The sequence below is a fragment of the Sphingomonas oligophenolica genome (assembly GCF_039522915.1).
GTDB classification, from domain to species: domain Bacteria; phylum Pseudomonadota; class Alphaproteobacteria; order Sphingomonadales; family Sphingomonadaceae; genus Sphingomonas; species Sphingomonas oligophenolica.
On record NZ_BAAAEH010000028.1, the window covers coordinates 117,065 to 137,184 of the forward strand.

Annotated in this window: 22 protein-coding genes; 12 read left to right on the forward strand and 10 right to left on the reverse strand. The window is 65.2% G+C overall.

All coding sequences use genetic code 11. The features are described 5' to 3' along the window. The first annotated feature begins 18 nt into the window (after positions 1 to 18). Entirely contained in the window at positions 19 to 2,079 is a 2,061-nt protein-coding gene (gene recG, locus ABD050_RS14225; RefSeq protein WP_343890096.1) for an ATP-dependent DNA helicase RecG, read from the forward strand. A gap of 1 nt (position 2,080) precedes the next feature. Here the strand turns inward: recG and ABD050_RS14230 are convergent, their stop codons facing one another. The 3 genes from ABD050_RS14230 to tyrS form a co-directional block, all read right to left on the reverse strand. Then, on the reverse strand, positions 2,081 to 2,401 hold the full coding sequence (locus ABD050_RS14230) for a PilZ domain-containing protein (RefSeq protein ID WP_343890060.1): 321 nt from the start codon (positions 2,399 to 2,401) through the stop codon (positions 2,081 to 2,083). 152 nt (positions 2,402 to 2,553) lie between these two features. Further along, positions 2,554 to 2,871 (reverse strand): PilZ domain-containing protein, encoded by a 318-nt coding sequence (locus tag ABD050_RS14235; RefSeq protein WP_343890061.1) that lies wholly within the window; start codon positions 2,869 to 2,871, stop codon positions 2,554 to 2,556. A gap of 122 nt (positions 2,872 to 2,993) precedes the next feature. Next, positions 2,994 to 4,223: a tyrosine--tRNA ligase gene (tyrS, locus tag ABD050_RS14240; protein ID WP_343890062.1), complete on the reverse strand. Its 1,230-nt coding sequence runs from the start codon at positions 4,221 to 4,223 to the stop codon at positions 2,994 to 2,996. 139 nt (positions 4,224 to 4,362) lie between these two features. On the opposite strand from tyrS, the gene ABD050_RS14245 reads away from it, so the two are divergent. Together ABD050_RS14245 and ABD050_RS14250 are read left to right on the forward strand one after the other, a co-directional pair. Next, entirely contained in the window at positions 4,363 to 5,061 is a 699-nt protein-coding gene (locus ABD050_RS14245) for an RNA ligase family protein (RefSeq protein ID WP_343890064.1), read from the forward strand. Between the two features lie 38 nt (positions 5,062 to 5,099). After that, complete coding sequence (locus ABD050_RS14250) at positions 5,100 to 6,029, forward strand: phosphatase domain-containing protein (protein ID WP_343890065.1); 930 nt, start codon at positions 5,100 to 5,102, stop codon at positions 6,027 to 6,029. A 55-nt stretch (positions 6,030 to 6,084) separates the two neighbouring features. Here ABD050_RS14250 and ABD050_RS14255 read toward each other — a convergent pair whose 3' ends face one another. The 3 genes from ABD050_RS14255 to serS form a co-directional block, all read right to left on the reverse strand. After that, positions 6,085 to 7,164 (reverse strand): peptidoglycan DD-metalloendopeptidase family protein, encoded by a 1,080-nt coding sequence (locus ABD050_RS14255; protein WP_343890097.1) that lies wholly within the window; start codon positions 7,162 to 7,164, stop codon positions 6,085 to 6,087. A 49-nt stretch (positions 7,165 to 7,213) separates the two neighbouring features. Continuing rightward, positions 7,214 to 7,978 carry a 5'/3'-nucleotidase SurE gene (surE, locus tag ABD050_RS14260; RefSeq protein ID WP_343890066.1) on the reverse strand — a complete coding sequence of 255 codons (765 nt, stop codon included), beginning with the start codon at positions 7,976 to 7,978 and terminating at the stop codon, positions 7,214 to 7,216. A 629-nt stretch (positions 7,979 to 8,607) separates the two neighbouring features. Then, positions 8,608 to 9,888 (reverse strand): serine--tRNA ligase, encoded by a 1,281-nt coding sequence (serS, locus tag ABD050_RS14265; RefSeq protein WP_343890067.1) that lies wholly within the window; start codon positions 9,886 to 9,888, stop codon positions 8,608 to 8,610. A 100-nt stretch (positions 9,889 to 9,988) separates the two neighbouring features. Here serS and ABD050_RS14270 point away from each other — a divergent pair, with 100 nt between their 5' ends. The 3 genes from ABD050_RS14270 to ABD050_RS14280 are packed head-to-tail and all read left to right on the forward strand — an operon-like array spanning position 9,989 to position 11,171. Then, positions 9,989 to 10,426 (forward strand): host attachment family protein, encoded by a 438-nt coding sequence (locus ABD050_RS14270; RefSeq protein ID WP_343890068.1) that lies wholly within the window; start codon positions 9,989 to 9,991, stop codon positions 10,424 to 10,426. Between the two features lie 25 nt (positions 10,427 to 10,451). Next, positions 10,452 to 10,640 carry a hypothetical protein gene (locus tag ABD050_RS14275; protein WP_343890069.1) on the forward strand — a complete coding sequence of 63 codons (189 nt, stop codon included), beginning with the start codon at positions 10,452 to 10,454 and terminating at the stop codon, positions 10,638 to 10,640. Positions 10,641 to 10,661: 21 nt separating this feature from the next. After that, complete coding sequence (locus tag ABD050_RS14280) at positions 10,662 to 11,171, forward strand: hypothetical protein (RefSeq protein WP_343890070.1); 510 nt, start codon at positions 10,662 to 10,664, stop codon at positions 11,169 to 11,171. A 514-nt stretch (positions 11,172 to 11,685) separates the two neighbouring features. Here the strand turns inward: ABD050_RS14280 and ABD050_RS14285 are convergent. Then, positions 11,686 to 11,826, reverse strand: a complete 141-nt coding sequence (locus ABD050_RS14285) for a hypothetical protein (RefSeq protein ID WP_343890071.1) — start codon at positions 11,824 to 11,826, stop codon at positions 11,686 to 11,688. 71 nt (positions 11,827 to 11,897) lie between these two features. Here ABD050_RS14285 and dksA point away from each other — a divergent pair, with 71 nt between their 5' ends. Together dksA and ABD050_RS14295 are read left to right on the forward strand one after the other, a co-directional pair. After that, complete coding sequence (gene dksA / locus ABD050_RS14290) at positions 11,898 to 12,362, forward strand: RNA polymerase-binding protein DksA (protein ID WP_343890072.1); 465 nt, start codon at positions 11,898 to 11,900, stop codon at positions 12,360 to 12,362. Between the two features lie 80 nt (positions 12,363 to 12,442). After that, positions 12,443 to 12,820, forward strand: coding sequence for a PilZ domain-containing protein (locus ABD050_RS14295; protein ID WP_343890073.1), 378 nt, complete (start codon positions 12,443 to 12,445; stop codon positions 12,818 to 12,820). A gap of 81 nt (positions 12,821 to 12,901) precedes the next feature. Here ABD050_RS14295 and ABD050_RS14300 read toward each other — a convergent pair whose 3' ends face one another. Further along, positions 12,902 to 13,057 carry a DUF465 domain-containing protein gene (locus tag ABD050_RS14300; protein ID WP_343890074.1) on the reverse strand — a complete coding sequence of 52 codons (156 nt, stop codon included), beginning with the start codon at positions 13,055 to 13,057 and terminating at the stop codon, positions 12,902 to 12,904. Positions 13,058 to 13,232: 175 nt separating this feature from the next. On the opposite strand from ABD050_RS14300, the gene ABD050_RS14305 reads away from it, so the two are divergent. Together ABD050_RS14305 and ABD050_RS14310 are read left to right on the forward strand one after the other, a co-directional pair. After that, the gene (locus ABD050_RS14305; protein ID WP_343890076.1) at positions 13,233 to 13,430 is read left to right on the forward strand and encodes a YdcH family protein; all 198 of its coding nucleotides are present in this window, start codon (positions 13,233 to 13,235) and stop codon (positions 13,428 to 13,430) included. Between the two features lie 94 nt (positions 13,431 to 13,524). Further along, on the forward strand, positions 13,525 to 13,974 hold the full coding sequence (locus tag ABD050_RS14310; RefSeq protein WP_343890077.1) for a DUF1465 family protein: 450 nt from the start codon (positions 13,525 to 13,527) through the stop codon (positions 13,972 to 13,974). Positions 13,975 to 14,144: 170 nt separating this feature from the next. Here ABD050_RS14310 and ABD050_RS14315 read toward each other — a convergent pair whose 3' ends face one another. Next, positions 14,145 to 15,104 (reverse strand): NAD(P)H-dependent flavin oxidoreductase, encoded by a 960-nt coding sequence (locus ABD050_RS14315; RefSeq protein ID WP_343890078.1) that lies wholly within the window; start codon positions 15,102 to 15,104, stop codon positions 14,145 to 14,147. A gap of 122 nt (positions 15,105 to 15,226) precedes the next feature. On the opposite strand from ABD050_RS14315, the gene ABD050_RS14320 reads away from it, so the two are divergent. Beyond that, a complete protein-coding gene (locus ABD050_RS14320) occupies positions 15,227 to 17,815 on the forward strand; it encodes a M1 family metallopeptidase (RefSeq protein WP_343890080.1) in 2,589 nt (862 codons plus the stop codon). Between the two features lie 30 nt (positions 17,816 to 17,845). Here the strand turns inward: ABD050_RS14320 and ABD050_RS14325 are convergent, their stop codons facing one another. Beyond that, positions 17,846 to 18,370 (reverse strand): gamma carbonic anhydrase family protein, encoded by a 525-nt coding sequence (locus ABD050_RS14325; protein ID WP_343890082.1) that lies wholly within the window; start codon positions 18,368 to 18,370, stop codon positions 17,846 to 17,848. 166 nt (positions 18,371 to 18,536) lie between these two features. Here ABD050_RS14325 and ABD050_RS14330 point away from each other — a divergent pair, with 166 nt between their 5' ends. Continuing rightward, entirely contained in the window at positions 18,537 to 20,057 is a 1,521-nt protein-coding gene (locus ABD050_RS14330; protein ID WP_343890083.1) for a glucuronyl esterase domain-containing protein, read from the forward strand. The last annotated feature ends 63 nt before the right edge of the window (positions 20,058 to 20,120 follow it).

A 20,120-nucleotide genomic window follows, 5' to 3' on the forward strand; every position in this document is an offset into this window, starting at 1 on the left:
AGGAGCATGCAGATAGTCATGCGGCCCGATATCCTCAATCCATTGTTCGCCGAGGTCACGGCATTGAAAGGCGTCGGGCCGGGGCTCGCCAAGCCGCTCGACAAGCTCGGGTTGCACCGGGTGATCGATGTCGCCTTCCATCTGCCGACCGGATTCGTCGACCGGGTGGCGCGTGAGGAACTCGACATGGCCGATGCGGGGCGGATCATCGCGATCACGCTGACGGCGCGGGATTACCGCTCGGGCAATGGCCGCGGGCCGACGCGGGTTCATGCGACCGATGCGCACGGCAATTACATAAGCCTGATCTATTTCGGCGGGCATCCCGGCTGGGCGAAGAAATTGCTGCCGATCGGCGAGCCGAGGCGCGTGTCGGGACGGCTCGAAATATATGGGCAGGAATTGCAGATGGTCCATCCGGACTATGTGCTGCCGCTCGAGGAGGCGCCCGATGTCGGGGAGCGCGAGGCGATCTATCCGCTCTCGGAGGGGATCACCTCCAGGCGGATGGGGCAATTGGCGGCGCAGGCGCTGGAACGGGCGCCCGAGCTGCCCGAATGGATCGAGCCGGGGCTGCTGGCGAAGCAGGGCTGGCCGGGGTGGCGCGAGGCGCTGGTGCGGGTGCATGCCGATCCGTCCGACATGAAGGCCCGCGCGCGGCTCGCTTATGACGAGATCTTCGCCAACCAGCTCGCGCTGATGCTGGTGCGGCAATCGTCGCGGGCGCGGCGGGGCAGGGCGCTCGCCGGTGACGGGCGGCTGCGCGATGCGCTGCAACTGCCCTATCAGCTGACCGGGGCGCAGGCGCGGACGGTGCGCGAGATCGAGGGCGATCTGGCACAGGCGCAGCCGATGCTGCGGCTGCTGCAGGGCGATGTCGGATCGGGCAAGACTTTGGTCGCCGCGCTCGCCTTGCTGACCGCGGTCGAGGCGGGGGCGCAAGGGGCGCTGCTGGCGCCGACCGAGATCCTCGCGCGCCAGCATTATGATACGCTGAGGCGCCAGCTCGGCGGGCTGCCGGTCGAGATCGCGGTGCTGACCGGGCGCGACAAGGGGAGGGTCCGCGAGGCGACCTTGATGGGGCTCGCCTCGGGGGCGATCCATATCCTGATCGGCACGCATGCGATCTTCCAGGAGGCGGTGAACTACAAGGATCTGGCGCTCGTGGTAGTGGACGAGCAGCACCGGTTCGGCGTTGCGCAGCGGATGATGCTGCAGGCCAAGGCCGAGCGGCCGCCGCATCTGCTGGCGATGACCGCGACGCCGATCCCGCGCACCCTGACGCTCGCCAATTATGGCGAGATGGACGTGAGCCAGCTCGACGAGATGCCGCCGGGGCGCCAGCCGATCGAAACCCGGGTGATTTCCGAGGACCGGCTGAGCGAAGTGGTCGATGCGCTGGGGCGGCACCTGTCGGATGGCGGCCAGGCCTATTGGGTATGTCCGCTGGTCGAGGAGAGCGAGAAAAGCGACCTTGCCGCAGCCGAGGCGCGGGCGGAGACATTGAGGGCGCGGTTCGGCGACAGGGTCGGGCTGATCCATGGACGGATGAAGGGGCCCGAAAAGGACGCAGTGATGAACGCGTTCGCGAACGGGCAGATCGGCGTGCTGGTCGCGACGACGGTGATCGAGGTCGGGGTCGATGTGCCCAATGCGACCTTGATCGTGATCGAGCATGCAGACCGGTTCGGGCTCGCCCAGCTTCATCAGCTGCGTGGCCGGGTCGGGCGCGGGAGCGGGCGGTCGATCTGCCTGCTGATTCGCGGCAACCAGCTCGGCGAGACCTCCCGCGCGCGGCTTGCGCTGATGCGCGAGACCAATGACGGTTTCAGGATCGCCGAGGAGGATCTGCGGCTGCGCGGCGCCGGCGAATTGCTCGGCACGCGGCAATCGGGCGAAGCCGGGTTCAGGCTGGCGACAGCCGAGATGCTGGTCGATCTGCTGCCGGTCGCGACTGACGACGCGCGGCTGCTGATCGATCGCGACGGTGGATTGCACGGCCCGCGCGGCCAGGCCGCGCGGACGGCGCTCTATCTGTTCGAACGCGACGCCGGGGTCGCGTTGTTGCGGTCCGGCTAACTCATCCGCCCGGGAGCGACAGCGCCGACAGCGCCGCATGATACTCGTCGAGCTCGATATGCTCCTCCAGCTCGCAACCGATCCTGCCCCCCAGCGACCAGCGAACAATGGCGAAGCACATCCCGATCCCCGGAATATTGACCTGGATCCGCGCCTCGCGATCGAGATCCTGATCGCACCGCGCCATCAGCCCCTTTTGTGAAAGGTCGACGATGACCAGGGACAGGGACTGGCCATCCGGGCCGAGCGTGCGGGTGCGATGGAATACCGAAACGCGATCGAGCGCCCGCTGCTCAGCGAGCTGATATTGTTCTTGTTGCATGGGCCCCCCCGTTGCAGTCTGTCCGGCACGAAGGCCGGACGCGAAGCTTCGCACGAACATCCTTAAAAACAGATTTCGGATAATCGGTGCCGAGGCGGCTCGGGCTGGTCGGATTCCAGCGGCGCGGGGCGGGCGGTTTCCCGCCGGCGCGATCAGTTGGCGCGTATCAGCGCGGCGAGCAGGGCAAAATAATCAGCCTGGTCGATCGGCCGGTCGAGCTCGCAGCCTATGCGTCCGCCGAGCGACCAGCGGATTTCGGCGACGATCGTGCCGATCACCGGCAGCGTGACGTTCAGGCGATCTCCGACGCCATAGCCGGTGTCGGCGCGCGCCATCATCCCCAGGGCCGACATGTTGACGATCAGGAGGGAAAGCGGCCTCCCGTCAGGGCCGGTCGCGCGGGCGCGGTAGTGCACCTCGTCGCGCGATATCGCGCGGTCGTCTTGTTGAACTGGGAGTGCGTATCCCATCACCAACGCCTTACCGGAGCCAATGCCCTGAGCCGATGCCTGTTCGGTCCACCCGAGGCTAGGCGCTCGATGTGAAGTACGCGACAACAAGCTTGCTTAACGCATCCCTTACCCGGCGCGAATTAGCCAGCGATCAGAAGACCATGATGTTTCTTGCCGGCTGCGATCCGGACTGGCTCGGCGCCGACCGATATGGCGAGGGTCTCGTCAGTCACCTTGTCGGCCCCGACCCGGGCGCCGCCGCCCTTGATCAGTCGGCGCGCCTCACCCTTGGAAGCGCACAGGCCGAGCCCGACCAGCGCATCGACGATGAGGATCGTGCCGCCGGAGACGGGAAGCGTCGGAAGCGAATCCCCGGCGCGGCCCTCCTCGAAGGTGCGGCGTGCAGTCTCTGCCGCTTCGGCTGCGGCCTCTTCGCCACGGCACAGGCTGGTCGCTGCGTCAGCGAGGATCTTCTTGGCTTCGTTGATCTCGGCGCCCTGGAGCGCCTCGAGGCGCGCGATATCGTCGAGCGGGAGATCAGTGAACAGCTTGAGGAAACGGCCGACGTCGCGGTCGTCCGTGTTCCGCCAGAATTGCCAATAATCATAGGCCGAGAGCTGGTCCTCGTTGAGCCATACGGCGCCGCTTGCCGTCTTGCCCATCTTCGCGCCGTCGGCGGTGGTGATGAGCGGGGTGGTCAGGCCAAACACCTCGACCCCGTCGATGCGGCGGGTGAGCTCGATGCCGTTGACGATATTGCCCCATTGATCGGAGCCGCCGAGCTGGAGCCGGCAGCCGACACGCCTCGAAAGCTCGAGAAAGTCATAGGCCTGGAGGATCATGTAGTTGAATTCGAGGAAGGTCAGCGGCTGCTCGCGATCGAGCCTGAGCTTTACCGAATCGAAGGCGAGCATCCGGTTGATCGTGAAATGGCGGCCGACGTCCCGGAGGAACGGGATATAGTCGAGCGCGTCGAGCCATTCGGCATTGTCGACCATGATCGCATCGGTCGGGCCATTTCCGAACACGAGGAAGCGTTCGAATGCCCGGCGGATCGAGGCGATGTTGGCGGCAATGCCGGCGTCGTCGAGCAATTTGCGCGATTCGTCCTTGCCCGACGGATCGCCGACCTTGGTGGTGCCGCCGCCCATCACGACGATCGGCTTGTGGCCGGCCTGCTGGAGGCGGCGGAGCATCATGATCTGGACGAGACTGCCGATATGCAGCGACGGCGCGGTCGCGTCGAAGCCGATATAGCCGGGCACGACCTGCTTGCTGGCAAGCGCATCGAGGCCGGCGGCGTCGGTGAGCTGGTGGATATAGCCGCGGCTTGCGAGCAGGCGGAGGAGATCGGATTTATGCTCGGTCATGATGCGGGGCACTTAGCATCGACGTGGGAAAGCGTCACCCCTGAGCGCACAAGGTGGTTGTTGCATTGGAAGTGGGGCTCATGACAAGGAACGATGTTTTCTCGCCCTGGGCGGAAATGAAGATGCCAGGACAGGGGCCATGGGCGCGGACGAAGCCGTCGAGCTGAAATACCCCAGAACCTATCACCTGCCGACCTCTCCGGGTCTGCAGAATGACGACCGTCGACTGCCGAGCCTCGCGCCGTTCCTCGGCAAGCGTATCATCGTCAGTGAGAAGATCGACGGCGAAGGCACGACGATGACTCGGGCAAAAACATATCCGCGGTCGCCAGATGGACGCTATCATCCCTCGCGCGACTGGATGAAGGCCCATCACGCCCGCAAGGCGCGCGACATCCCGCCCGGCTGGCGCATCTCGGGTGAATATGCCTTTGCCCGGCATTCGATCGCCTATGCTCGCAGTCTCGGCAACGCCCTGCCGAGCTATTTTCTCGGCTTCGGCGCATGGGACGAGCGCAATATTCTGCTGGGATGGGACCAGACGCTCGAGGTTTTCGAGATGCTCGACATCGTTCCCGTGCCGGTGCTCCATGATGGCCTGTTCGACGAGGCAGTGTTGGCGCGCATCGCCGCTGCGCTCGACCCGGTTCGCCAGGAGGGCTTCGTGGTGCGCGTTGCTGAGCCGATCCCCTATCCGCCGGCTGTCGAGGGCGCCGGCCGCTTTTTCCCGACCATCGCCAAATGGGTCCGCAAGGGCCATGTCCAGACCGATCAGCATTGGCTACTCGGGCCCGTCATCCCGAACGAATTGCGCGATGGCGTCGATCCGACTCCCTGAACGCAACCGGTAATCGACCCCATTTAACGGAGCCCGACATGCGTGCCGTCATCTTCGACATCGACGGGACTCTCGCCGATGTCGAACATCGCCTCCATCATCTCGACGGCGACAAGGACTGGATCGCCTTTTTTCGCGATATGCAGGACGACAAGCCGATCGAGCCGATCGCCGAGCTCGCCCGGCTGCTCCACAAGGCAGTCGAGGCGAAGCATGGCCTCGAGGCAGTCCTGATCGTGACCGCGCGCCCCGACCGCGAGGACTGGCGGCGTACCACGCTCGACTGGCTCGACGTGCACGCTATCCCGTACGATCGTATCTATTTCCGCCCCGAAGGCGATACCCGTCAGGATCATCTCGTAAAGGCCGAGATCCTGCAGCGGATCCTCGAGGATGGTTACGAGCCGGTGCTCGTGATCGACGATCGCCCTCAGGTCGTGAAGATGTGGCGCGACCACGGCATCACGACTCTGCAGTGCGCAGCCGATGAGCCGGGTGCCAGCCCTTATGCCGGCCAGACATTGCTCCACATGCTGGTGGGGCCATGCGGTGCCGGCAAATCGACCTACGCCGCCAAGACTTATAAGCCGCATGAGATCATCGCGACCGACGATCTGCGCCTGCAACTCTACGGCAATCTCGGACACGCCCCCGAAGCGCTGGCGCGGGTATGGAAGCTGGCCCATGGGCTGATTCGAGCGCGCCTCGATGCAGGGGTATTCACGGTGCTCGACGCAACCAACCTCGATGGCGACGATCGCGCGCGAGTCCTTGACCTGCTGCCGCGTGGTGTCTTCGCCCGATACGTCGTCATCGACCGGGACCTGGATCGCAAGATCAAGGAGGGCGGCTGGCGACCGGAAGAGCTCGTTCTCAAGCAGCACCGGATGTTTCGAGCCGAGGAGAGGTCGATCATGGCGGGAGACGAACATCCCTTCGTAACGGTCCAGGACAAGCGGACCCGGTGAGACGCGCGTCGCCGGTGCCTTGGGCACCCTGGCGTTTCCCGTCGGCGGAAAAGCCTCACCGCTTCGGCAATTGCCCCAGCGGATCGACCGGCGTGCGGCCCTTGCGAATCTCGAAATGGAGCTCGGGCCGGTCGGCAAGGCCTGAATCGCCCGACATGGCGATTGTCTGCCCCTTCCTGACTGACTGGCCGCGCTGGACGAGCAGCTGGCTGGCATGGCCATAGACGCTGGTCCAGCCGTCGCCATGCTTCAGGATCACCAGCCCGCCGAGATTGGCGACCTCAGTGCCGGCATAGGCGACGACACCGTCGGCGGAAGCGAGGATCGGCGTGTCGAGCGGCACCGCGATCTTGATTCCATTGAACTTCTCGCCGCTCGCGCCGGGTCCGAAATGGGCGATGACATTGCCGCGCACAGGCCAGGCAAAGGCACCCTTGAGGCGCGCCGGCTCGGCCAGCGCCGCCATGGGGGAGAGGGGGCGGTTGGGCGCACCGGTGGCGCGGGTCGGGCGCTGGTTGACGGTCAGCGCCGGCTCGCCGCCGGTCAGGATGTCGTCGATATCGAGGTGGAAGGTCGCGGCGCGCTCGGCAGCGGTGACCGGGCCGCCGGGGATCAGGATGCGCATGCCGACGCGCAGGGTATAGGGCGCGTCGAGATCATTGGCGGCGATGATCCGCGACCAGTCGACCCCGTAAGCCCTTGCGATCGCGATGCCGGTCTGGCCGGCGCGGACGAGGTGGTAGCGGCCGGCGGGAATCGAGAGGCGCTGCCCGGGGCGGACGATGAAGGGTCGCTCAAGGCCGTTGGCGCGCGCGATTGCCTCTGACCCCGAGCCGGTGCGGTCGGCGATCGCGCGCAGCGTGTCGCCGGGCTGGACGATGTAGCTGCTCGCACGGATGGACTGGGCGTCGGGGCTGACCGGTCGGGCGATCCAGGCGGGCGGCGGTGCGGGCCGGTTGCGGACGCCGTCGTCCAGGCGCTGCCGCTGATAATCGGGCTGGCCCGCCTCTTGCCGCGTGTCCTGCCGTGGAGCCTCGTAGCGCGGCGGCTCATACTGTTGCGGCGATTCATAGCCGGTGGGCGGCTCCATGCGCGGGATGCAGCCGCCGAGCAGCGCGAGTGCGATCAACGGCATGCCGCGCCGCGCGCGGAGCCCCTCCCCAACGTCCCCCAATGCCGTCCCCTCATTTATACGCTGCGTTAAGCATATCGAGGGATTCGCGATGTGTCAGGTCCAGATGCAGGGGAGTGACGGTGATATAGCCCTGCTCGATCGCTTCGAGGTCCGTTTCGGCGGTCGGCGTGTGGGGCATGCGGCCGAGCGCGAGCCAGTAATAATCGTAGCCGCGGGGATCGGTGCGGCGATCGAGCTTGAGCCGGCCATAATCGCGCAGGCCCTGCGACACGACCTTTACCCCTTTGACCGCATCGGCGGCGATCGGCGGGAAATTGATATTGACCAGGCTGCGTGGCGCCAGCGGTGCGTCGAGCAACGGCCGGAGGACGCGTTCGCCCCAGCCCTCGGCGGCGGCGAAATCGACCCGGTCGCCCATTCCCTGATCGGGATAACGCTGGCTGAGCGCGATCGAGCGGATGCCGGCATGCGCGCCTTCCATCGCCGCGGCGACGGTACCCGAATAGCTGACATCCTCGCCGAGATTGGCGCCGCGATTGACGCCGGACAGGATCAGGTCGGGCGGCGCGTCCTTCATGATCTCGGCGAGCGCGATCATCACCGCGTCAGTCGGCGTGCCGGTGACGGCATAGCGCTGCTCGCCGAAGCGGCGCAGGCGCAGCGGTTCGGTGAGCGTGAGCGAGCGGCTCTTGCCGGATTGCTCCTCCATCGGGGCGACCACGGTAATGTCGTCGGAGAGGGTGCGGGCGATCGTCTCGAGGACTTCGAGGCCCCGGGCGCGGTAGCCGTCGTCATTGGTGAGGAGAATGCGCATCGATTTTTCTACTTTATCCTTCGCCGGGGAAGGGGGAGGTGAAGCGGGCTGGGGGATAGGTGAATTCGCATGGTGATAGAAGAATAGAGAAGAATTGATTCACGCGAAGGCGCGAAGATGTCACGCGGAGGTGAGTTCTTGTTCCTATCTCATCGCATCGCACGGCAAGGCCTGCTGCTGCAGGGCGCGTATCTGCTCGACTGCTCTTCGCGTCTTCGCGTCTTCGCGTGAATCCACTCTTCATGCAGACAGGCGCATGTCTGATTGTCGAAGGATCGAGGTTGCGGATGGGACCGCTTTCGCTGTTATTGAACCGGAACAGGGAAAGAACAGCGAAGAAATTTTTTTCGGACTGTTTTTCGGCGGTTTGTAGGAAATATTATCATTATATATAAGTGCTTTATGCTGGCTTTTCGCTGTTATTCGATAACAGGGAAACCGGAGTATGGAACAGCGAAGTCGCGGCGCGATAACAGCGAAAGACCCGGCGCATAACAGCGAAGCCCGATTCAACGGTGCAGCGAAAACGGCTTTGATGATGCGGTTCTTCATCATCGGAGCTCTGACATGACGGCACATGAAGTTGAATCGAGATCGACCCTGAAACGCATTCAGGGCGGCAGGCTGGCTCACGCCGTCGGTTCGAGCCGGTTGAGCCCGCGCAGATAGGGTTGAAGCGCTTCCGGAATCGCGACCGAGCCGTCCTCCTGCTGGTAATTCTCCAGGACCGCGACGAGGGTGCGGCCGACCGCCAGCCCCGAGCCGTTGAGGGTGTGGACGAAGCGGGTCGCTTTCTCGCCCTCGGGCCGGTAGCGGGCATTCATGCGGCGGGCCTGGAAATCAGTGCAGGTCGAGCAGCTCGAAATCTCACGGTAGCGGCCCTGGCCGGGGAGCCATACTTCGAGATCATAGGTGCGCGCGGCGGTGAAGCCCATGTCGCCGGTGCAGAGCTTCATGCGGCGGAAGGGCAGGCCGAGCGCGTCGAGGATGCCCTCGGCACAACCAGTCATCCGCTCATGCTCGGCTTCGGACTGGTCGGGCGTGACGATCGAGACCATCTCGACCTTCTCGAACTGGTGCTGGCGGATGAGGCCGCGCGTGTCGCGGCCGGCGGCACCCGCTTCCGAGCGGAAACAGGCGGTGAGCGCGGCGAAGCGCAGCGGCAATTCGCCCTCGGCCAGAATCGTCTCGCGGACGATATTGGTGAGACTGACCTCGGCGGTGGGGATCAGCCAGCGGCCGTCAGTAGTGCGGAACTGATCCTCGGCGAATTTCGGCAGCTGGCCGGTGCCGAACAAGGCCTCGTCGCGAACGAGCAGCGGCGGGACGACTTCCTCATAGCCATGCTGGCCGGTCAGCCGGTCGAGCATGAACTGGCCGAGCGCGCGGTGGAGCCGCGCCGCGGCGCCGCGGAGCAGGGTGAAGCGTGCGCCGGAGAGCGCCACGCCGGTATCGAAATCGAGCCCGAGCGCCGGGCCGAACACGTCATGCTCCCTCGGCGCGAAGGCGAAGGCCGGTTGTGTGCCACGCGCATGCACCAGGGCATTGTCATCTTCGTCTGCGCCCTCGGGCACATCGGCGAGCGGGAGGTTGGGGATGCTTGCCAGCTGGCCATTGAGGTCCTCGCCGAGCGCCTTTTCCTCGGCCTCGATCGCGGGGAGCCGATCCTTGAGGGCAGCCACCTCCGCCATCAGCGCGGCGGCGGTCGCTTCGTCCTTCGACGCCTTGGCCGCGCCGATCGCTTTCGAGGCTTCGTTGCGACGTGCCTGCGCTGCCTGCGCCTCGGTAATCAGGGCGCGGCGGCGCTCGTCAAGGGCGACAAGGGCATCGGCAATGGGCGCGACGCCACGCTTCGCGAGCGCAGTGTCGAAAGCGGCGGGATTGTCGCGGATCAAACGGATATCGTGCATATTGGGGCTATGCCGGTGGGGCTCGAGTCACGCAACCCGTCGCACTGCTGGAGCGTTACGCTTTCGTTACTACCGCCTTTTCGGAGATCGGACCCCCGTCATGCAGATTCCCCATAACGCCGCCGTCCTCGTCGCCGATGGGCGCAAGATGCTGTTCCTGCGCAACAAGGGCGATGCCACGCACCCGAACCTCGTCGTCGACATGGCTGAGGAACAGAAGAATCCAGCCGACCATGAGCAGCGCACCGATTCGCCCGGCCATTCAGCGCATGACGGCAGTCGGCGCAGCACGATGAATGAGGGAGATCTCCATCAAAGGGCGGAGGATCGCTTCGCTGTCGACGCAGCCGGTCTGCTCAAGGCCAGGGCATTGGCGAAGGATTTCGAGGCGCTGATCGTGGTCGCCCCGCCGCATACGCTGGGCGAGCTGCGCAAGCATTATCATGACTCAGTGAGCGCGCGGATCGTCGGCGAACTGGACAAGGACCTGACCGATTTTCCGATCGCCGACATCGAATCGGCGATCAAGGCTGCCTGACAATCAGGCTGCCGGTGCGGTCCGCTTGCTGAAGCGCTTGCGCGCGACCAGGGCGGCTGCTGCGGCGCCGAACAGCAGGATCATCGGCGGCGCCGGGACCGGCGCGGGCGGGCCGCCGCTCGATCCGGTGCTGCCATGGCCACCGCTCGTGCTCCAGCCGCTGCTGGTGCTCCACCCGCTGCTCGTGCTCCAGCCATGGCTGCTCGAGCCATAGCTGGACGAGCTGGCCGAAGAGTTGCTGCTGCTCGATCCGTTGGAGGAGCTGGAGGTGCTCGTGCTCGATCCGTTCGAGGAACTGGACGTGCTCGACGAGGAGGACACGCCGCTGGAGTTGCTCGACGATGTCGATGACGACACGCCGCTCGAGGTGCTCGAAGAAACGCCGCTCGACGTGCTCGACGAGGAACCGCCCGTCGAGGAGGTGCTGGTGCTGGAAACACCGCCGGTGCTGGTGCTCGAGGACGAGCCACCAGTGGAGGAGCCACCCGTCGAAGAGGTGCTCGATACGCTGCCGCTCGAGGTTGACGAGCCGCCGGTCGAGGTCGACCCGCCGCTCGAGCTGGTCGAACCGCCGCTGGTGCTCGACGTCGAGGAGATGACGATTCCGCCGCTGCCGCCCGACGAGCCGCCACCGAAGAAGCCGCCGGCAAAGAAGCCGCCGCCGCCGCCGAATCCGCCGCCACCGCCGCCGACCACTGCGGCTGCGCCGCCACCGCCGCCAGACATCTCGCCGCCCGAGCCATAAGCGGGCGGGAGCGGGATGGGGGCGCCCTGGCTGGTCAGGGTGACGACCGCGGGCGGGCAGGTTGCGCGGGTTTGCGTGACGACTCGGCGCACCTTGCCGGTGCGAGCCACCGCGGTACGGTGGACGACGCGGGTCGCGTGCCGCGCAACGACGTGGCGGGCATGCGATACTTCAGCGACGTGCACCGCGCCGCCGCCCACCAGGGCGCCGCCGCACGCACAGGCGCATAGTTTAGCCAAGGCCATCCGCACCGACATGTTGTCACTCTCTCGTTACCGGCACCAGGTTCTGCGCCGGATCCGTGGTTCATCGCAGTTCTTGACCGCTATTTCCGCAAAGTGCCGAACAAAGAATTAAGTTCAAGCGCATTAACCAAACTTTGCGGGTACTTAAGCGGATTTCGGCCCTTCGGCTCGCCATCTTCATGGTTAACGTGCCGGGATGATACGGCTTCATGGTTAACGCAGCTGGGTTGCCGGGAGAATCGGCGACGTAGCGCGGGAGAGGGCACGGGTCAGGCCGGGTTTGCGCGGGATTGCGCGGGTTTTGCGGCCAAAGCAGGTTCAGCAATGCGCAATGCGCGAAGGTCCAAGCGCTTTTTCACCGAGTTGGCAGCACTTTGGATGAGGCCTTGCTTGTGGTGATCGAGCGGCATGGCTATACGCCCGCTCGGGATGGGACGGCCCTGGGACGCATAACGCGCTCGTGCGGCTGCGGGAGAGTGGGATGGCGACGGTCTTGAATCGATTGGACGAATCCGAAAAGTTTCAAATGCCTGCGAGCGACGCGGGGGACGGCTATCGGCCAAGCGCCGAGGAACCGTTCATGAACCCGCGCCAACTGGCATATTTCCGGGACAAGTTGCAGGGCTGGAAGGAAGCGATCCTGCGGGAAGCCGCGGGCACCCTCTCCCAGCTTCAGGTCGACTCGCTGCGCGAGGCTGATCTGACCGATCGGGCCTCGAGCGAGACCGACTGGTCGATCGAGTTGCGCACCCGCGACCGGCAGCGCAAGCTCATCTCGAAGATCGACGCGGCGCTGCGCCGAATCGAGGAAGGCGAATATGGCTATTGCGAAGTGAGCGGAGAGCCGATCTCGCTTGCTCGCCTCGAGGCAAGGCCGATCGCGACGATGACGGTCGAAGCGCAGGAGCGCCACGAACGACACGAAAAAATTTCGCGCGAAGACTGATCAGGTAAGCAAGTCTTAAGTGATTGGATACGGTTGGCGAGGTATCGCTGGCCGAACGGAGGTCGTTTCGAGCATTCACGATGGACCAATTATCCAATGACCCTTTCAGCGCCATCCCGGGTGACGACGGTGCGCAAAGTCGGAACGAGGCACGCGACAGCCTGTTTCTGATGGCGGATTTCCGTGTCGCGGGCTCATCCGAGATCGCGCAGGTGCGGGTGCGCAATCTTTCGGCGGGCGGGCTGATGGCCGAGTTCCCGGCTGGGCTCGATCTCGGGCTGCGAGTCGAATTCGATGTACGCGGTGTCGGCTGGGTTCCGGGCAAGGTGGCCTGGTCAACGGCTGGCCGGATCGGCGTCGCGTTCGACCGCCCGATCGATCCGATGCTGGCACGCAAGCCGGTCGGCCACGGCACCAGGACTCCGGTCTTCGTGAAACCGGTCTTCCCACGCCGCTGACGCGGCCGGTCAAAAAAATCGGGTAAAAACGAGGAGATAGGAGTGACCCCGCGCGGCCGCGCCGCGCGAGGCCGGCGGGCGCTACAGCGCCGACATCTCCTCCTTCACGCGCAGTTTCAGCTTCTTGAGCTTCGCCAGGGCAGCGGTGTCTGGCAATGGTCTCTGCGACTCGGCGCTGATCTTGCGATCGAGCACGGCATGCTTGGCTTCGAGAGCCGTGAAATGCGCAGTCTGCATGGAAGCATTCCTCCTACATTGCTGGACGGGGAATGGAGTAGAACATGCGAATGGTGAATTGTCTTCCCCAGTTTTGGGTACAATCGACATGCCGATAGGATTTTTGCGACAATCCGCATTTGCAGGTCGCCGCGCCCGCTCAATTTGCTAAGGGCCTTAGGTGAACGGGGAAGTGATGGACGACACCCAACTCGCCAAACGCCTGGAGGTCCTGCGCATCGAGCATCGCGACCTCGACTCGGCGATCGCAGCGCTGTTCGAGACCGGATCGAAAGACCAGTTGCAGCTCGCCCGGCTGAAGAAGCGCAAGCTGAGGTTGCGCGACGAGATTTCGATGCTCGAGGACCAGCTGATCCCCGACATCATTGCCTGATCCTAATTGGGACGTCGATGCGGTATAGAGAGCGCGGATAGCCTATAGGGTTGGCGACCTCTTTATGTCACCTGATGCGGTCATGAGGGGAAAGATGAGCGACTCGCGGATTCATCGTCGGCTGATCGACACGCTGTACCTCGACGCGATGGTGCTCGCCGATGAGGCGCGCGGCTATTTCGACCAGCATGGCCGGATCGATCGCGACTCGCTCGATCCGATGGCGAGGGTCTGCTTTTCCTGCGAATCGCTCAAGGTGACGACCCGGCTGATGCATGTGATCGCCTGGCTGCTGACCCAGCGCGCAATCGACGCCGGCGAGATGGCGCCGCGCGAGGCGCTCGATCCGTCGCGGCGGCTCGGGCCTGCGCCGGTGAGCGAGCCGGACGCGGTGGAAGCGATGCCGATGGCGGCGCAGTCGCTGATCGAGGCGAGCACTGAATTGTATCGCCGGGTCGCGCGGATCGACCAGGCGCAGGCGGATGAGGTGGTGGCGGCGAGCCCGGTGCGATCCATGTTCGACCGGCTGGCGATGGCTTTCTAGGGCCAGTCGACATTCAGCCCATGCCGGCCTGCAAACGGCGATTTCCTGCGCTTCGGTGCTCACGTACCTGAAGTACGCTGCGCTCCGATGCTCAGAAATCACCGTTTTCGGCTCGACCTGACCTGAATGTCGATCGGCCCTAGCCCGTTCTCCCAAGGGGGGAGAAGGAGTTAGAGCGCCAGCCGCGCGCGTGCCGCTTTGTATTCCCGCTCGAGCCGATCGACCCGCACCGCCACCGGCTCGACGCAATCGACCACGCCGATGCCCTGGCCTGAGCCCCAGATATCTTTCCACGCCTTTGCCTTGGCGCCGTTGCCGGTGCCGAAATCCATCGTCTTGAGATCGCCCTCGGGAAGGGCGTCCGGGTCCATGCCGGCGGCGACGATCGAGGCGCGCAGATAATTGCCGTGCACGCCGGTGAAGAGGTTGGAATAGACGATATCGGCCGCCTTGCCCTCGACAATGCCCTGTTTGTAGCCCGGCGCGGCGTTCGCCTCGTCAGTCGCGATGAAGGGGGAGCCGATATAAGCGAGATCCGCGCCCATTGCCTGTGCGGCGAGCACTGCGCCGCCCGTCGCGATCGAGCCCGACAGCGCCAGGGGGCCGTCGAACCACTGCCTGATTTCCTGGACGATCGCGAAGGGCGAGAGCCGGCCGGCATGGCCGCCCGCGCCGGCCGCGACCGCGATCAGGCCGTCGGCGCCCTTTTCGATCGCCTTGCGGGCAAAGCGGTCGTCGATGATGTCGTGGAGGGTGATGCCGCCCCAGCCATGCACTGCCTGGTTGAGATCCTCGCGCGCGCCGAGCGAGGTGATGATGATCGGCACCTGCCATTTCGCGCAGGTCGCCAGATCGGCCTCGAGGCGTTCGTTCGAGCGGTGGACGATCTGGTTGACCGCGAAGGGCGCTGCGGGCCGGTCGGGATGCGCGCGGTTATGCGCGGCGAGCTCCTCGGTGATGCGGTGGAGCCATTCGTCGAGCAGCGCCTGGGGCCTGGCGTTGAGCGCCGGGAAGGCGCCGACAATGCCCGCCTTGCACTGGGCAATGACCAGCTCGGGCCCGGAAATGATGAACAGCGGCGAGCCGATGACGGGCAAGCGCAGGCGATCGAACAATGGAGGAAGGCTCATCCAGGTTTCATAGCGCAACCGAAATGCCTGTCCAGCCGGCCGGCATTGCCTCGCGGCGGGAACGCCTTAATAGGATAACACACCAGGATATAATATATCTGCCTTTCGGAGTTCCTCCCCTCATGAAGCTTGTTCTCTCTTCGCTGCTGCTGCTCGGCGTTTCCTCCCCGGCACTGGCGGTCGGGCAATTGCCCGCCACGGTCGCGCCGCTCGCCTATGACATTTCGATCAAGCCCGACGCCAGGGCGATGACGTTCAGCGGCAGCGAGACGGTGACGATCAACGTCAAGCAGGCGACCCGGACGATCACGCTCAACGCGGCGGAGCTGACGCTGAAGACGGTGACGTTCGACGGCAAGGCTGCCCCCTATACGCTCGACGAGACGAAGCAGCAGCTGACGGTGACGCTGCCGGCGACCGCGAAGCCGGGCGCGCATGTCATGACCTTCGCCTGGGACGGCAAGATCAACACTACGTCAGCCGGCTTTTTCGCGATCGACTATACCAATCCGGACGGATCGGCGGCGCGGATGCTCGCGACCCAGTTCGAGGCGCCCGATGCCCGCCGTTTCGCGCCGATGTGGGACGAGCCGAACTTCAAGGCGAAGTTCACGCTGAGCGCGGTGGCGCCGGGCAACCAGACGGCGTTTTCGAACATGCCGGCGACCAGGGTGACGACACAGTCGGACGGCACCAGGCTCTACACCTTCCAGCAGACCCCGACCATGTCGAGCTATCTGCTGTTCCTCGGTATCGGCGATGTCGAGCGCAAGACGGTGATGGCGGGCAAGACCGAGATCGGCATCATCACCCGGCGCGGCGTGGTCGACCAGGGCGATTATGCGCTGAGCCAGGCCAAGCGCCTGCTGACCTATTATAACGACTATTTCGGCCAGCCTTATCCGCTCCCCAAGCTCGACATGATCGCCGGCCCCGGCTCGAGCCAGTTCTTCGGCGCGATGGAGAATTGGGGCGCGATCTTCTATTTCGAGCCCGAAGTGCTGTTCGACCCCAAGCACGCGACCCAGAGCGGGCGCGAGCGGATCTACACCGTGGTCGCGCACGAGATGGCGCATCAATGGTTCGGCGATCTCGTCACCATGAAATGGTGGGACGATCTGTGGCTCAACGAAGGCTTCGCCTCGTGGATGGAGAGCAAGACGAGCAGCGACCTGAACCCGACCTGGGATTCGGCAGCGAGCGCGGTGGCGGAAGACCGCGAGCAGGCGCTCGGCTTCGACGCGACGGCCGCGACTCATCCGATCATCCGCCATGTCGAGACGGTCGACCAGCTCGGCGAGGCGTTCGACGGCATCACCTATCAGAAGGGCGAGGCCGTCATCGGCATGATGGAATCGACGCTCGGGCCGGACATATTCCGCAAGGGCATTCGCAGCTACATGGCCAAGTACAAATATGGGAATACCGAAACCGATCAGCTCTGGACCGAGCTCGCGGTTGCGGCGGGCAGGCCGGTCAAGGATGTCGCGCATGATTTCACGCTGCAGGCAGGCGTGCCGCTGGTGACGATGACGGGGACGCGCTGTGCGGCCGGCGCAACCAGCGTTGGGCTGACCCAGAGCCGGTTCGGCTATGACGCGCCCTCGAAGAAACCGCAGACCTGGCGCGTGCCGTTGACACTCGGTGTGGTCGGCGGCCCGGTGACGCGGACGATCGTTCGGGGCCCGGCCACGAGCACCGTGTCAGTCAAGGGCTGCGGCACGATCGTGCTCAATCGCGACAAGGGCAGCTATGTCCGCGTGATGTACAGCGAGGCCGGGCATGAAGCGATCGTGCGCGATTTCGGCAAGCTCGAGCTGACTGACCAGCTCGGCACGATCGGCGACGATTTCGCGCTCGCGATGAGCGGCGACCAGCCGCTTGATCGCTATCTCGCGGTGCAGGCGGCGGTGCCGGTCGGCACCAGCCCGCTCGACTGGGAGATGGTCGCGGGCAATCTCGGCACCATGAAGAACCTGTACCAGGGCACGCCGCTCGAAGCGCAGATCAGCGCGCGGACGATCGCGATCCTGTCGCCGGTGATGAAGCGGATCGGCTTCGAGGCGCAGGAGAATGAATCGCCGCTCGTCACCAATTTGCGCGAAACCCTGGTCGGGCGGCTCGGGTACAGCGGCGACCCCGAGGTGGCGGCGAAGGCCCGCGCCTATGTGGCTGCGCTCGCGACCGACCCCAATGCGATTCCCCCGGCGATCCGCACCCCGATCCTCGGTGTCTACGCGGCGAATGCGACGTCGGCCGAGTGGGAAGCGTTGCTCGCGATCACCAGGGCCGAGAAGAATCCGGTGACGAAGAACACCTATGTCCGGCTGCTTGGCAACAGCCGCGACGATGCGCTGGCGCAGCGTGCGCTCGAGTTGCTGAAGGGCAGTGATTTCAGCGCGCCGCAAAAGGCGAGCCTGATCCGCGCGGTTGCGACCCGACATCCCGACATGGCGTTCGATTTCGCTACGGCCAATATGGATCTGGTCAACGGCTTGCTCGAGACGAGCTCGCGGGCCGGCTTCGTCGTCGGGCTCGGGCAGGGATCGAATGATCCCGCGATGCCGGGGAAGATCACCGCCTTTGCCGAGAAGAACCTGCCCGAGGCCTCACGCGGCGGCGCGAAGCGCGCGCTGGCGGTCATTGCCGTACGCAAGCAGGGGGCGGATCGGTTGCGGGACGGTGTGACGAAATGGGTGGCGGGCAGCTAGTTCCTCCCGGGCTTGCTCGGGGAGGAGCTGTCAGCCGACGACCGTCAGCCCTTCGGCAAAGACCTTGCTCTTCGCCACATAGCCCTGCGCCGACACCTTGAGCGCAGCCAGCGCCTGCTCGTCGAGCTCCCTGACCGCGCGGGCGGGGCTGCCGATGATCAGGCTGCCGGGCGGGAAGGTCTTGCCCTCGGTCACCAGCGCGCCCGCGCCGACGATGCACCCCTCGCCGATCACGGCGTGGTTGAGCAGGATCGCGCCCATGCCGATCAGCACATTGTCGCCGATCGTGCAGCCATGGAGGATGGCGTGATGGCCGATGGTGCAGCCGGCGCCGATCGTGAGCGGTGCGCCGGGATCGGAGTGGAGCATCGCATTTTCCTGGATATTGCTCCGCGCGCCGATGAGGATCGGGGTGTTGTCAGCGCGGATCACGGCACCGAACCAGACGCTCGCCTGGTCGCCGAGATGGGCGTCACCGATCACGTCGGCGCTTGGCGCGACCCAGGCATCGGTGCCGAGCACCGGCTGTTTTCCTTCAATGGCGTAAAGCGGCATGGTAATCTTCTCCTGATCCGAACGGCTTTGCCCGCCGGAGGCGCCCCGTTTCAAGCATGTCATTGGTTGGCGGCTATTGGCCAGGCACCGCATATGGCGTTCTGCGCCGCCGTTGTATATCCTATACGATCTGAGGCGCACGACGCCCGATCCGGAGGGGATTGCCATGAACGCCACGTTGCTGCGCTCCAGCTGCGCGCTCGCCCTGCTCGCCGCGGCGGCGCTTGCTGTTGCCGCCCCGGTGCTTTCGCAATCGTCGAGCGCGGTCACCGCGGAGCAGGATCATCAGCAGATGATGGATCAGCTCGGGATCAGGAAGTTGCGACCGGGGCCGAGCGGCAATGAGAAGGCGCCCGACCATGCCAATTATGATCCGGCCAGGGCTAATCCCTTTCCCAACTGGCCGGAAATCCTGACGACGAACAATGGCCGCAGGGTCACCAGCGCCGATATGTGGTGGAAGCTGCGTCGGCCGGAGATCGTCGAAGCGTTCGAGCGCGAGGTGGTGGGCCGGGTGCCCGCCGCCGCGCCGAAGGTGAGCTGGTCGGTTACGAGCACCGACAATGAATTGATCGCCGGCAAGCGCATGGTGGCGCGGCAGCTCGTCGGCCATGTCGACAACGCTGCGTGGCCGGCGATCGAGGTCGACATCCGGATGACGTTGCTCACCCCTGCCGGGACGACAAGGCCGGTGCCGTTGCTGATCATGTTCGGCCCGGCGCGCTATCCGGCGCCGAGCCAGCCCAGCGCCGACGAAGCAGTGCGGATCGATGCCGCGATGAAGGCCGAGCTTGCGGCGCGCGATCCATCGCTGGCGGCCGCGTTCAAGGCGCATCCCGGCTTCGAGTTCGTCCACCCGCCGAGCTTCTTCCCGGCGCCGCCGAGCGACGAGCGGGTAAGCGCCCTGGTCGCTGACGGCTGGGGCGTGGCGCTGCTCGACCCGTCGAGCATCCAGGCGGACAATGGTGCCGGTCTCAGGAGTGGGGTGATCGGCCTCGTCAACAAGGGCGGGCCGCGCAAACCCGATGATTGGGGCGCTCTCCGCGCCTGGGGCTGGGGGGCGAGCCGGGCGCTCGATTATCTCGAGACCGATCCGGCGGTCGATGCCAGGCATGTCGGGATCGAGGGGGTGTCGCGCTACGGCAAGGCGGCGCTCATCACCATGGCGTTCGACCAGCGGTTCGCGATGGTGCTGGTCGGTTCGTCGGGCGAGGGCGGGGCCAAGCCGCATCGCCGCAATTTCGGCGAGGCGGTCGAAAGCCTGACCGGCACCGGCGAATATCACTGGATGGCGGGCAATTTCATGAAATATGGCGCGTCGGAAGCCGGTTTCGGCAGCCGCAATGCGGGCGATCTGCCGGTGGATTCACATGAACTGATCGCGCTGTGCGCGCCGCGGCTGACCTTCATCAGCTATGGCCTTCCCGAAAAGGGCGACGCCAACTGGCTCGACCAGCAGGGCAGCTTCATGGCGACGATCGCGGCCGGCTCCGTGTGGAAGCTGCTTGGGGCGAAGGATCTCGGGCTCGGCAACGACTATCGGACCGCGGTGATGGTGCCGCAGGGTACTGCATTGCTCGACGGCCAGCTTGCGTGGCGGCAGCATGATGGCGGGCACACCGATACGCCCAATATGGCGTATTTCGTGGCGTGGGCTGATCGGCAGATGGGGCGGGTGGCTCAATAGCGAGCGGAGCGATCAAGAACGGATTCACGCGAGGCCGCGAAGACGCGAAGGAATTTATGAGAG